Annotated in this window: 12 protein-coding genes and 1 pseudogene; 10 read left to right on the top strand and 3 right to left on the bottom strand. The window is 60.6% G+C overall.

Features of this window, described 5'->3' with window-relative positions:
• Nucleotides 1-14: 14 nt before the first annotated feature.
• The 3 genes from FB009_RS29490 to FB009_RS29500 are packed head-to-tail and all read left to right on the top strand — an operon-like array spanning nt 15 to nt 2,187.
• Nucleotides 15-1,364: a multicopper oxidase family protein gene (locus tag FB009_RS29490; protein WP_101804828.1), complete on the top strand. Its 1,350-nt coding sequence runs from the start codon at nt 15-17 to the stop codon at nt 1,362-1,364.
• A gap of 39 nt (nt 1,365-1,403) precedes the next feature.
• Nucleotides 1,404-1,883 carry a cupredoxin domain-containing protein gene (locus FB009_RS29495; RefSeq protein WP_102045300.1) on the top strand — a complete coding sequence of 160 codons (480 nt, stop codon included), beginning with the start codon at nt 1,404-1,406 and terminating at the stop codon, nt 1,881-1,883.
• A 19-nt stretch (nt 1,884-1,902) separates the two neighbouring features.
• Nucleotides 1,903-2,187, top strand: coding sequence for a copper-binding protein (locus FB009_RS29500; RefSeq protein WP_101804829.1), 285 nt, complete (start codon nt 1,903-1,905; stop codon nt 2,185-2,187).
• A 314-nt stretch (nt 2,188-2,501) separates the two neighbouring features.
• Here the strand turns inward: FB009_RS29500 and FB009_RS29505 are convergent, their stop codons facing one another.
• Complete coding sequence (locus FB009_RS29505) at nt 2,502-3,665, bottom strand: calcium-binding protein (protein ID WP_101804832.1); 1,164 nt, start codon at nt 3,663-3,665, stop codon at nt 2,502-2,504.
• A gap of 413 nt (nt 3,666-4,078) precedes the next feature.
• On the opposite strand from FB009_RS29505, the pseudogene FB009_RS29510 reads away from it, so the two are divergent.
• A pseudogene (locus FB009_RS29510) lies at nt 4,079-4,322 on the top strand (calcium-binding protein); the annotation flags it as partial.
• A gap of 418 nt (nt 4,323-4,740) precedes the next feature.
• Here the strand turns inward: FB009_RS29510 and FB009_RS29515 are convergent.
• Complete coding sequence (locus FB009_RS29515; protein WP_101792801.1) at nt 4,741-4,971, bottom strand: helix-turn-helix domain-containing protein; 231 nt, start codon at nt 4,969-4,971, stop codon at nt 4,741-4,743.
• A 135-nt stretch (nt 4,972-5,106) separates the two neighbouring features.
• On the opposite strand from FB009_RS29515, the gene FB009_RS29520 reads away from it, so the two are divergent.
• Nucleotides 5,107-5,685: a hypothetical protein gene (locus FB009_RS29520; protein ID WP_127581645.1), complete on the top strand. Its 579-nt coding sequence runs from the start codon at nt 5,107-5,109 to the stop codon at nt 5,683-5,685.
• A 57-nt stretch (nt 5,686-5,742) separates the two neighbouring features.
• Here FB009_RS29520 and FB009_RS29525 read toward each other — a convergent pair whose 3' ends face one another.
• Nucleotides 5,743-5,961: a helix-turn-helix transcriptional regulator gene (locus tag FB009_RS29525; protein WP_024325565.1), complete on the bottom strand. Its 219-nt coding sequence runs from the start codon at nt 5,959-5,961 to the stop codon at nt 5,743-5,745.
• Between the two features lie 159 nt (nt 5,962-6,120).
• Between FB009_RS29525 and FB009_RS29530 the strand changes: the two genes are divergently transcribed.
• The 5 genes from FB009_RS29530 to FB009_RS29550 form a co-directional block, all read left to right on the top strand.
• Nucleotides 6,121-7,725 (top strand): ABC transporter substrate-binding protein, encoded by a 1,605-nt coding sequence (locus FB009_RS29530; protein ID WP_145162652.1) that lies wholly within the window; start codon nt 6,121-6,123, stop codon nt 7,723-7,725.
• A 6-nt stretch (nt 7,726-7,731) separates the two neighbouring features.
• The gene (locus FB009_RS29535) at nt 7,732-8,709 is read left to right on the top strand and encodes an ABC transporter permease (protein WP_028053659.1); all 978 of its coding nucleotides are present in this window, start codon (nt 7,732-7,734) and stop codon (nt 8,707-8,709) included.
• 13 nt (nt 8,710-8,722) lie between these two features.
• Entirely contained in the window at nt 8,723-9,598 is an 876-nt protein-coding gene (locus FB009_RS29540) for an ABC transporter permease (protein WP_028053660.1), read from the top strand.
• On the top strand, nt 9,595-11,268 hold the full coding sequence (locus FB009_RS29545) for a dipeptide ABC transporter ATP-binding protein (RefSeq protein ID WP_101804589.1): 1,674 nt from the start codon (nt 9,595-9,597) through the stop codon (nt 11,266-11,268). The genes FB009_RS29540 and FB009_RS29545 overlap by 4 nt, the downstream gene beginning before the upstream one ends.
• Before the next feature lie 87 nt (nt 11,269-11,355).
• A partial coding sequence (locus tag FB009_RS29550; RefSeq protein WP_186447691.1) for a CapA family protein occupies nt 11,356-12,092 on the top strand: 737 nt, incomplete at its 3' end.

Below are 12,092 nucleotides of genomic sequence, written 5' to 3' on the forward strand. Positions count from 1 at the left end.
GAAAGGAAAAGGCCATGTTCAACAGAAGACAACTACTCGGCGCGAGCGCCGCCCTGGTATCGACCGCCGCCTGGGCGAAGACGTCCAATATGGGGCTGCCGGAAGCCGCCGTGATGGAGACGGCGGAGACCCAGCCGCCGCTAAAGCCCACCTCCGGCCCCGACTACAACCCGGTAGTCACGCTCAACGGCTGGACCCTGCCCTACCGGATGAACAACGGCGTCAAGGAATTCCATCTGGTCGCCGAGCCGGTCGAGCGCGAGATGGCGGACGGGATGACCGCCTATCTCTGGGGCTATAACGGACAGTCGCCGGGTCCGACGATCGAGGCCGTCGAAGGCGACCGGGTCCGCTTCTTCGTCACCAACAAGCTGCCGGAGCACACGACGATCCATTGGCACGGCATGATCCTGCCGTCCGGCATGGACGGCGTCGGCGGGCTGTCGCAGCCGCACATCCCCGTCGGCAAGACCTTCGTCTACGAGTTCGATCTCGTGAAGTCGGGCACCTTCATGTACCACCCGCATTCCGACGAGATGGTGCAGATGGCGATGGGGATGATGGGTTTCTTCGTGATCCATCCCAAGGACCCGAAGTTCATGCCCGTCGACCGGGACTTCGTCTTCCTGCTCAACGCCTACGACATCGATCCCGGCTCCTACGTGCCGCGCGTCATGGAAATGACCGACTTCAACATGTGGTGCTGGAACAGCCGGATATTCCCGGACATCAGCCCGCTCGTGGTCTCCAAGAACGACCGCGTGCGGGTACGGGTCGGCAACCTCACCATGACCAACCACCCGATCCACATGCACGGCTACGACTTCGAGGTCACCTGCACCGACGGCGGCTGGGTCCGCCCGGAGGCGCGATGGCCGGAGGTCAGCATCGACATTCCGGTCGGCGCGATGCGGGCCTACGAGTTCGACGCCAGATACGAGGGCGATTGGGCGATCCACTGCCACAAGTCGCACCACACGATGAACGCCATGGGACATGACATTCCGACCTTCATCGGCGTCGACAAATCGAAGGTCGCAGAGAAGATCAGGAAGCTCCGCCCGGAATACATGCCGATGGGCACCAAAGGCATGGCCGACATGGGCGAGATGGAAATGGAGATTCCCGAAAACACCATCCCGATGATGACCGGATGGGGACCGCACGGTCCGATCGAAATGGGCGGCATGTTCTCGGTCGTCAAGGTGCGCGAGGGCATTTCCGCGGGCGATTACTCTGATCCCGGCTGGTACGAAAACCCGCCCGGAACGCAGGCGTGGGAGTGGACGGGCGAACTCCCCGACGCGACCAAAGCCAAGGACGCCAAGACCCAGATCACGCCAAAACATGGAAACCACGGCTGATCCAGCATGCCGATGTTCAACCAACCTAAGGATCACACAATGAAAGCTCATATCTTCGGACTTCTCGTCGCGGCGCTCGCCACCCCGGCGCTCGCCGGCGGCAATCACGCCGGCGAACACGGCGAAGCCATGGCGGTCGGCGAGCCCGGCAAGAAGGCCAACGCCACCCAGACGATCCGGGTCACGATGAAGGAGACGGACGACGGCCGGATGATCTTCACGCCGCCGACCTTCAAGGTCAGCAAGGGCCAGACCATCCGCTTCGCGATCAAGAACGCCGGTGGGCTCGATCACGAGTTCGTGCTCGACCAGGAGGACAAGATCATGGAGCACAAGGCGGTGATGGAGAAGTTCCCGGAGATGGAGCACGACGATCCGAACGCCATCCGTCTCGCCGCCGGAGAGTCCGGCGAGATCGTCTGGAAGTTCACGAACGATGGCACGTTCAAGATCGCCTGCCTGGTGCCGGGTCACTACGACGCGGGCATGCACGGCGACGTCACCGTTGCCAAGAAGTGATTATCGAAAGGAGTCCATCATGAAATGCCTCATCAAGCTCACGCTCGCCACTGCGCTCGCCGTCGGAACAGCCTACGGCGCGCTCGCACAGGAGTTCACAAAGGCCACCCTCAAGAAGGTCGATGTCAAGGCGAAGAAAGTCACGCTGATCCACGAGGAATTGAAGAGCCTCGAGATGCCCGCCATGACCATGGTGTTCCGCGTCCAGGATGACGCAATTCTGGAGAAGCTGAAGGAAGGTGCGAACGTCGAGTTCGCTGCCGAGCGCGTCAACGGCAAGCTTACCGTGACGGAGGTCAACTAAGTCACAGGACGCGGCCGGCGTTCGGCCGCTTCCCTCTTGTTCCTGGCCGAAACCTCGCCGTGGATGTCCGGTTCAGATCTTATGCAATAAGATCGACGCGTCTCGTCCTTGTCTCTCCATCCAGAGTTCTATTTGCAAAACTCGGGAAGACGCATCGCCGGATTTGTTTTTGGCAGCCTGACGAAAGAAACGACAGATAAACTTCTGCGCGCCTAGCACCGCCTGCGCTTGGTCCTGGCACCTGCATGCATTCTTAATATGCCTACCCCAGCTATGATTTTCCAAATTCCACCCAACACAAGATGGCTGTTAGGTTAGGCGAAAAGGAAATCGGCCTTCGAAAACTGCGCGGCACTGAGGGTGCCAATAGGGTCGTCCACAAGGATGGAGAATACGCGACCGACGGAGTCGTTGCCCTTGATAAGCACGTCGCCGCCCGTGGTGTCATAAGCAAAGACAGTGCCGTTGGCACCGGAACTGGAATAGCGAGTCACCCCTAGGTTCTCGATAACTAGGATGTCGAAGCCGTCCTGGAAATCCATAACCGAATCCTGACCACTGAGCGTGGGCGTTCCTTTAAAGACAAAGCGATCGGAATCAGCCCCGCCCCAAAGTATGTCGCTTCCCGCCTCACCCACGAGGGTATCTTTCCCTACGTCACCGCGCACGATATCGTTGCCATTGCCGCCATAAATCAAGTCATTGCCGGTGCCGCCGTGGAGGACGTCGGCACCTGCTTCGCCCGACAGGATGTCATCGCCGTCATCCCCGTATGCCAGATCGTTTCCGGCGCCCACTGCGATCTTATCCTTGCCGACGCCACCATAGGCGACGTCGATGCCACCCTCGGAGTCCAGCACGTCATTTCCATCGCCACCGTCAAGGAAGTTATCCCCATTGCCGCCGTCGACGATGTCGTCCCCTATACCGCCATAGACCTTGTCGTTGCCCGCCTGGCCCTTCAACGCATCATTGCCCTCTTCACCATAGATCGTATCATTGCCGGCGCCGCCACCGACCGCCTGCTGCGTGAGTTTCCCGGTTGCGGGATTTATTCGGTTACTGAAACCATCATTGCCCGAGCCGGCGTAAATGACGTCGTCGCCATCGCCTGCGTCGATGTATTCTTCGCCCGCGCCACCATAGATCGTGTCGTGTCCTCGGCCGCCGAGTATCTGATCATGACCGTCGCCGCCCTTCACAATATCGTTGCCGTTGCCACCATCGAAGGTGTCGTTGCCTAAACCGCCATCCAGGGTGTCGTCGCCCAAGCCGCCTTCAAGACGATCATTGCCATCGCCGCCTTCGGCATAATCGTTACCGAGACCAGCATTGATGAAGTCGTTCCCGGATCCACCGAAAATTCTGTCATTGCCGGCATCGCCATAGAGGTAATCGTCGCCCTCGTAGCCCCAGATGACGTCGTCAGCGAGAAAACCGCGGATCGTGTCGGCCAGATTGGTTCCCTTTAGAATCATAAAGAAGTCCTCTAGCCACTTGGCGGACAGCGGATAAATCGAAAGGGCGCCAACGGATCTGAGGGCCGAAATCGCCGGCCCGAAGATACTCTGCGTTGTACAAGAGAAAGTTACCAATACTACTTAATTTAGAAATACTCAATCACTTTCAACTCTGCTTTTCCGATCTCTCGAGCGATTAAAGAGCCCAGGATTGCTTTCTCGTATCTGTCGATTGGATGTTAAGGTACCGCGTTCGCACTTCGGGCAATCATGCCGAAACTCTAGTGGCCCCAAGGGTTTAGCGCTCCGGTTTATCTTGGCGCGGTACCGCTGATCGCCGAAGCTCTGCGAGCACGCCAGCTGCTCCTTCTGTTGCCCTTTCGGATGCGGGTAACGCGTATCGTCCAGCCGCGGTATTAATCGGAAAGCTCGTAGGTGGCCGGCGCGATCTGATCACCGATTTTCATAGGTCGGAATTCGACGTCATCGATCTTGCGACGATCGATGCGGACGCGACCTGGAGCGGAAACCAGAGCTTCACTTACATTGGCGGTAATGCCTGGTGAGCTCAACTTCCGCTCCGGGATCATATCGGGCGACGTCAATGGCGATGGCCAGGCTGATTTCCAAAGCAAGGTGAACGGCGTCACGCCTTCGGGTAGGCGATTCCTGTGATTGCAGCCCCACTTAACAGTCCTGAGCAGTTTCCAACAGAAGGTGGCTTAGGTGCCGCTTTCGTGAACCGCAGCGAGACCCGCGATCTCCGCCGGGATCGCGGGTCCTGGGGCAAATAGTCAGAAACGAAAAGCCTCTTCTCTCAGGACTCTGGTCATCGGCGATTTGCGTGGCATCGTCGATACACCTCGCGCAAGTCGCCTCGGCAACAGGATGCACGCCGAAGCACCAGATCACGCGGCTGCCCTAGGGGGTCGATGGACTTCGGCAGTTCGTCGACGGCAGTGATGCCGCCGGCGTCGAAAGCTTCCTCGAGGTCGTAAGACGCGGTAAGATCCGCGACCTAACGGAGATCACATCGCCGGTTAGTTGACGGATCGGATGCCTTTTGACTTGATTGCGCCCGCCTTCAGCCGCCTCACGACATCGCCTTCTTGAACCGAACGCCAACACCACCGCCATTCTCCGAAATAAACTCAATGCCAGCGTCTTCCAGTACGCGTTTGATGCTTTCCAGTGTGGCCGGCCGCAGCGGGTCGCCCCGCTCAAGACGGGTGACGGTCTGGGTTGAGACACTCGCTGCCTTCGCGAGATCGAGGACTCCCCACCCCAGGGCGACCCGCGCCAATTTACACTGAATTCCCTTCATATCACCATGCCATGGTGATTTTTGTTGCGCATGTTGAAGTTGCCTTGTATATCGGGGGGACAGTTAGCGGCTGTGCTCGGTGTTACGAGCACCGAACACAGCCTAACCACAACCAAGCTGTCAGGAGCTCGGATCATGGCTGATTCCGACAATAGCAGAACTTTGCCCGCGGTCACCCGGGGAGACTTCCATTCCTTTGTCGCTGCTTCTTTAACCTCAGATCCGGGGCCTTCCCGATTGTTGGACGCGCTGCCGGACGCGTGCGATGACGATCCGGCATTGGAAGTCTGGCGTGAGTGGTGCGTCGCACGGGAGCGTCTGGTCCAATCATGCGTGAAACAACAGCGGCTCGAGACAAAGCTCTTTGCAACGGTCGGCTCGCGGCTCACCGCACCCGAAGCCTGGAAGGCCGCCGATAAGGAAATCGGATATAGCGAGGCCGTGGAGGCGGAGGGACGTGCGGCGACCGCAGAAAGCATCGTGGCGGACACCTTGTGGAAGACGCCGGCACAGTCGCTCGCCGGCGCAACCGCCAAGCTCCATGCCATCGTCAGCAGATGGCAGCCATCCGTCACCAGCGACGAGTATCCGTGGCCACAACTGCGCGCCGTCATCGCCGACCTGCTGAAGATAGATGCAGAGATGTCGTTTCACCGAAGCGGGCTTCACCGGCTGGCGGTGCCCGAAACGCGCGGAGCATCTCGAGATGGCTGAGGATATGGCGCAAGACAGCGTGGAGACGATTGCCAGAGTTGTTCGGTGCCGGATTGTTCATTGGTTCGCATCGGTTTTGAAGAAATCCACCACTTTAAGATCGAGGGCGGTCGCAAGCTTCTCCAGCATCTCGATCGTGGGATTGTATTCTTCACGCTCCAGCATGCCGATGTAGGTGCGGTGAACATTCGCCCGCAGCCCCAGTTCCTCCTGGCTCAGCTGGCGGTCGTTCCTGGCAATTCTCAGATTTCGTGCAACGGTTTCTCGGACTTTCATAACCAGAGTGGTCCTGCCATGTAGCGTATTCATCTACAGAGTATACTCTACAAAAGTGAAATCCGGATCTTTGTGGCCGACGGCTGAACGCGAAATGGGGAGCGCCCCACCGCGGCGATGCCGGCTGCGGCAAAAACTCAAAAAAGAGGGAACTTCAAAATGCAAATTCAAAGCAGGTTTTGTTCACATCGGCTTGCCGCATTGCTGATCTCGCTCACCTTCTGGAGCGGTCTTCCAGGGCCGGTTCATGCGCAGGAGGAGCTTCGGATCGCGACATCGTACAAGCTGATGACGCTCGATCCGCATTACGCAAATCTCAACGAAAACACCTCGCTGCTCTCCCATATCTACGAGCGTCTGGTCTACCAGGATGACCGTCTCGATCTGCAACCCGGTCTCGCCGTCTCCTGGCGCGCGGTATCGGACAGGCAGTGGCAGTTCAAGCTTCGCGAGAATGTCCGCTTCCATGACGGCTCGCCCTTGACGGCGGACGACGTCGTCTACACGATCGAGCGCATACGGGATTTCCTCAAATCCCCGAGCGGCGGCTTCCGGTCCTATGTGACCGGCATCGAATCGGTCTCGGCACCCGATCCCCTCACCGTCGTCATCGACACCAATGGCAATATCCCCAATCTGCCGCTGTCGTTCTCGTCGATCTTTGTGATGAACCGGCCGGCACAGGGGTTCCAGACCACCGAAGAGCTCAATGCCGGCAGGGCCGGCCACCCTCCGGTCGGCACAGGGCCGTATACATTCGAAAGCTGGAGTTCCGGCGAGGTGCTGAAGCTCGCCAGGAACGACGATTACTGGGGCGGCAGGCCTGGCTGGCCGCAGGTAACGTTTCGGGTCATCGAAAGCCCGGCTGCCCGCGTGGCGGCACTCAGCACCGGCGAAGTCGACCTGGCGGATGCTATTCCCGCACGCGACGTTGCCTCTTTGAAGCAGCGCGGCGCCAGGATAGCCAGCGTCGGCGCGGCGCGGATCAACTTCCTGCAGTTCGACGTGGAGCGAGACAGGCTTCCCGGCGTGACCGACAAGTCCGGCGAGCCGATCGCCAATCCGTTCAAGGACGCCTTGGTCCGTCGTGCGCTCGCCATGGCCACCGATCGCGGAATTCTGGTCGACAAGATCCTCTCGGGCTATGGCACGGCCGCAGCACAGGTCTTTCCCGTCGGCTTGCCGGGTACCTCGGAAACCTTGCAGCCGGAGGCTCCGAAGTATGACGAAGCAAAGGCGCTTCTCGCCAAGGCTGGTTTCCCGGACGGGTTCAACCTCCTTCTCGCCGGACCGGCCGGGCGCTATCCCGGCGATGGCGAGAGCCTTCAGGCGATTGCGCAAAGCTGGGCCCGCATCGGCGTCAAGGTGCAGCCGGCGGCGGCGCCGTTTTCGGTTTTCAATACAAAGCGTGCCGCCGGCGACTATGCCGTCTGGTACGGCGGCGCTTCCGGCGAAGCGGTGGACATCATCCTCCACGCCCTGCTGGCCTCACCGGACCCTGAAAGCGGGAACGGCGCCTTGAACTTCGGGCATTATCGCAACCAGGCTTTCGACGCGATGCTCGCAAGGGCGGAAAGCATCCAGGAGGGCCCTGAGCGCAACAGGGCGCTCGCCGAAGCGACCGAGTTCGTGATGGCCGATCAGCCGATCATACCGCTTTACCACTTCCATCACATCGTCGGCTACGGCCCGCGCGTTGCCTCCTATGCGATGCATCCCCGCGGCTGGACCACGGCGATGCAGACACTTGCCGCGACGGAGTAAGCGATCATGCCCCTGATTTCTGTTGTCCTCGGCAGGCTGTCGCAAGCCTTCCTGCTCCTCATCGCCATGTCGCTGATCGGCTTCATTGGCGTCCACAGCGTCGGCAATCCGGTTTTCAATGTCGTCAACATCGAAACAGCTACGCCCGAGGATATTCACGCCGCAACAATCGCGCTCGGTCTTGATCAGCCGATCTGGCGCCAATACCTCGCATTCATCGGCAATGTCGTCAGCGGCAACTTCGGCACCTCCTACATCTATCATCTGCCCGCCTTCGAGTTGGTGATGAGCAAACTGCCGGCAACGCTTGAGCTCGCCTCCATCGCGATGCTGATCGCCGCACCGCTCGGGACGGGACTCGGTCTCCTGGCCGGCCGACGCAGCGGCACGCTGTTCGACAGAACCATGGTCAAGGCGAGCGTGTCGGCGCTGAGCATCCCTTCCTTCTGGCTGGCGATGATGCTGATCCTCGTCGGCGCTATCCTGACCGGCTGGTTCCCGTCCGGTGGTCGCGGCTTGACTGCAAGCTTCCTCGGTCAGGAATGGAGTTTTCTGACCGGGAACGGGCTCTGGCACATGGTCCTTCCTGCCCTGGCGCTGGCGATACCGAACATCGCTCTGATCGCGCGGCTTTCGCGATCGGGAACAATCGAAGTCGAGAACCTGGATTTCACAAGGTTTTGCCGCGCCAAGGGGCTGTCCTCCCGAAGGATCCTGCTTCGCCACACGCTTCCAAACATCAGCGTGCCGATCGTCACAATCATCGGCCTGCAATTTGGCGGCATGCTCGCTTTTGCCGTGGTCGTGGAAACGATCTTCTCGTGGCCGGGTGTCGGCAAACTTCTGATCGACTCCATCCAGCTCCTCGACCGGCCCGTGGTGATGGCGACGCTGACCTTCATTGCCGTCGCCTTCGTCGCGCTGAATGCCCTCGTCGACTTGTTCTATGCCGTGCTCGACCCGCGCGTGCGCCTGTCTTCATGAAAGGTGACCCGTCATGAAAGCCCAAATCGTAAGCGCGCTTAAGAGGCGCCGACACGGACCGGTCCTGACCGCGTCCAAGCTGCTGCTGGCAAGCTACATCCTGGTTGCCATCGCTGCACCCCTAATCGCGCCGCAAAACCCCTATGACCCGCTGCAGATCTACGGCTGGGAGGCGTCCTCGCCACCCGGTACACGTGGCAGCGGCGGCTATCTCTACCTGCTTGGAACCGACGGTCTCGGCCGAGACATCGTCAGCACCATTCTCTACGGCCTACGCATCAGCCTGGTGGTGTCGATCGTCAGTAGCGCGCTCGCGGCGCTGATCGGGCTGACCGCCGGCGTCAGTGCCGCGTATTTCGGGAAATGGGTCGACATCGCGATTATGCGGCTGGTCGACCTTCAGCTCAGCCTGCCGACGATCCTGATTGCGCTCATCGCCATCGTCACGCTCGGGCCGGGCATAGACCGTATCATCCTGGCGTTGATCATCGCGCAATGGGCGACCTATGCCCGGATCGCCCGCGGCGTCGCACTCAGCGAAGCGAACAAGCCTTACATGGATGCGGCCCGCTTGATGCGGCTGCCAACGTCCCGGATCATCTTCCGCCACCTGCTTCCGAACAGCATCGCGCCCGCCGTCACCTTGATACCGATCGAGGTCGGCCATGCCGTCGCACTCGAGGCGACCCTCTCCTTTCTCGGGCTGGGCGTCCCGATCGACAAGCCCTCGCTCGGCTCAGCGGTCGCAAACGGGTTCCAGTACCTCCTGACCGGCCAATACTGGATCAGCCTGTTCCCGGGCCTCGCCCTCTTCGGCCTGATCGCCAGCATCAATCTCGTCGGCGAAGACGTTCGCCGCAGCCTCGATCCAAGGAACCATTCGCTATGACAGTGGAACACGTGACGGCACCCCTGCTGCGGGTGCAGAACCTTGGCCTTCGCCATGTCTCGGGCTCGGCCACAACACCAATCCTGTCCGACGTGAGTTTCGAACTCGGGCGAGGCGAGATCCTCGGCATCATCGGCGAGTCCGGCGCCGGCAAATCGACCGTCGGCAATGCCATCCTCGGGCTGCTTTCGCCCGAGTTCCAGCAAACCTCCGGAACAATCGAGTTCAATGGCAAGGCGATCGACGGCATGACTGCCGACGAGCGCCAGACGCTTCGAGGACGGCGGATATCGGCGATCTTCCAGGACCACACCGCCTCGCTCGATCCGCTGATGAGCGTCGGCGCCCAAGTCGAAGAAACCTGCCTTACGCTCGACAGCTCGCTTTCCAAGCGCGAGGCGCGTGCTCGCGCGATTGATTTGCTTGCCCGTGTCGGCATTCCCGAACCGGAGCGGCGATACCGCAATTACCCGCACCAGTTCTCCGGCGGGCAGAGGCAACGCGTCGTCATCGCCATTGCGCTTGCCGGCTCTCCCGACATCATCATCGCCGACGAGCCGACGTCGGCGCTCGATGCGACGGTTCAGAAGCAGGTTCTGGAACTTCTAAAGATACTTGTCGACGAAACCGGTGTCTCGATCATCCTCGTCACCCACGACATGGGCGTGATCTCCGAAATCACCAACCGGGTTCTCGTCATGCGAAAGGGCCAGGTGGTCGAAGCGGACCGCACAGCCACCATTCTCGATCAGCCCCGCCACGACTATACGAAGAAGCTGCTTGCCGCCGTCCCAAGGCTTCGCATCCCGACACGCACTGTCAAGGCGGAAGATGATGGCGGCCAAGCAGGCTCTTCCGCCATAGACGGCGACCAGAACCCGCTTCTGGTCGCGGAAGGCCTTTCGAAACAGTTCGCGCCGCAGGGTTTTGCCTGGGGCATCGGCCGGGGCAAGCCGAGATTCGGCCTGCGCGACGTCGGCATCCGGCTGCCGCGCGGGTCGATCACCGGGATCGTCGGCGAGAGCGGCAGTGGAAAGACGACCTTCGGCCGCATCCTCGCGGGCCTCGATACGGCACCGACCGGCAGGATCACGATCGGGGAACACGCCTTCAACGTTTCGCGAAGTGGCCGCCGCAGCGGTCTTCTCGGCCGCGTCCAGATGATCTTCCAGGATCCATCCGTCTCCCTCAACCCCCGCATGACCATCGGCGAGACGCTCGATGAAAGCATCCGCTTCGGCGGGAGGACCGGCTCCAGCAAAGAGCCGGCGGACCTGGCCGCAATGATGGATCGGCTTGGTCTGCCGCGAAGCCTGCTCGCCCGCCATCCGCATCAGCTCTCCGGTGGCCAAAAGCAGCGTGTCTGTATCGCTCGCGCCCTGTTGGCACGGCCTGAGATCATCGTCGCGGACGAGCCGACGTCCGCGCTCGACGTCTCGGTTCAGGCCGAGATCGTCGGTCTCCTGAAGGACACGATCGCGGAGCGGGCGATGACAATGGTCTTCATCTCCCATGACCTCGCGATCGTTCAAGCGATGTGCAGCTCCGTCTTCATCTTCAAGGACGGCCGGATCGAGGATTTCGGGCCCACCGAGTTCATCTTCTCGCGATCCGACAATCCCTACACCCGCGCCCTCATCAACGCCCGACCCCAGCGGTTCACATGCTGAGCGGCGCGGCACGCCTCACCGACAGGATCCAGGCTGAGACAGCCAAATTTTCGAAACGCGCACGCATAGCCACAGAAGGTCACCTCAATGAATGACAGGTTCACATTGGCCGTAACCGGCCAATCGCTCATCAAGCACGATATCCGCGACATTCCTGCTCCTGCCTTCCGTGAGGTTCAGTCCCTCCTTCGCCAGGCGGATCTCTCATTTACCAACTTCGAGGGAACGATCCTTGGGCGTCACGGCGGGTGGCCGCTCAAAGGTTCGTTCTTCGGGTGCAGCGACCCGGCCGTTCTCGATGCACTTGGCGCCATCGGCTTTCAGGCACTGTCCCTTTCGAACAATCATGCCTTCGACCTCGGACCTTCAGGTGTGCTTTCGACGCTGGAGGAGGTGGAGAAACGAGGCTTTCTCCATGCCGGTCTCGGCCGCAACGCGCAAGAAGTCTCGCGTGCGAGCATCGCCACGATCAACCAACGGCGTATTGCCCTCGTTGCGATGGACGGTGGCCCCGGACCCGATTTCATGTACGCGGCGGACGCGGACGAAAATCGCCCCGAACGCCCCGGTGTGAACCGGCTTCGTCTTTCACAGCTCCTCGAGGTCGACGATGTCGCATTTGAGCAGATCCGGGCGGTTCGCGACAAGATCGGCTACACTGCCATCGACCTCGCCAATGACAGCCAGCCGGACGATCCGCCGCGCCTCGACCCGCAGGCTGAGGTCGCCATCGCCCGCTGTGTCTTCAAACGGTCCGACCGGTACGGACGCGGTGTAAGGATAGATGAGGTCGACATGGCAAGAAACCTTGCCGCGATCGCCTC

Source organism: Sinorhizobium medicae (genome assembly GCF_007827695.1).
Classification (GTDB): domain Bacteria; phylum Pseudomonadota; class Alphaproteobacteria; order Rhizobiales; family Rhizobiaceae; genus Sinorhizobium; species Sinorhizobium medicae.

Coding starts and splice junctions, on each gene's coding strand:
- FB009_RS29490 (WP_101804828.1), top strand. CDS start 15: ATGTTCAACAGAAGACAACTACTCGGCGCGAGCGCCGCCCTGGTATCG.
- FB009_RS29495 (WP_102045300.1), top strand. CDS start 1,404: ATGAAAGCTCATATCTTCGGACTTCTCGTCGCGGCGCTCGCCACCCCG.
- FB009_RS29500 (WP_101804829.1), top strand. CDS start 1,903: ATGAAATGCCTCATCAAGCTCACGCTCGCCACTGCGCTCGCCGTCGGA.
- FB009_RS29505 (WP_101804832.1), bottom strand. CDS start 3,665: ATGATTCTAAAGGGAACCAATCTGGCCGACACGATCCGCGGTTTTCTC.
- FB009_RS29515 (WP_101792801.1), bottom strand. CDS start 4,971: ATGAAGGGAATTCAGTGTAAATTGGCGCGGGTCGCCCTGGGGTGGGGA.
- FB009_RS29520 (WP_127581645.1), top strand. CDS start 5,107: ATGGCTGATTCCGACAATAGCAGAACTTTGCCCGCGGTCACCCGGGGA.
- FB009_RS29525 (WP_024325565.1), bottom strand. CDS start 5,961: ATGAAAGTCCGAGAAACCGTTGCACGAAATCTGAGAATTGCCAGGAAC.
- FB009_RS29530 (WP_145162652.1), top strand. CDS start 6,121: ATGCAAATTCAAAGCAGGTTTTGTTCACATCGGCTTGCCGCATTGCTG.
- FB009_RS29535 (WP_028053659.1), top strand. CDS start 7,732: ATGCCCCTGATTTCTGTTGTCCTCGGCAGGCTGTCGCAAGCCTTCCTG.
- FB009_RS29540 (WP_028053660.1), top strand. CDS start 8,723: ATGAAAGCCCAAATCGTAAGCGCGCTTAAGAGGCGCCGACACGGACCG.
- FB009_RS29545 (WP_101804589.1), top strand. CDS start 9,595: ATGACAGTGGAACACGTGACGGCACCCCTGCTGCGGGTGCAGAACCTT.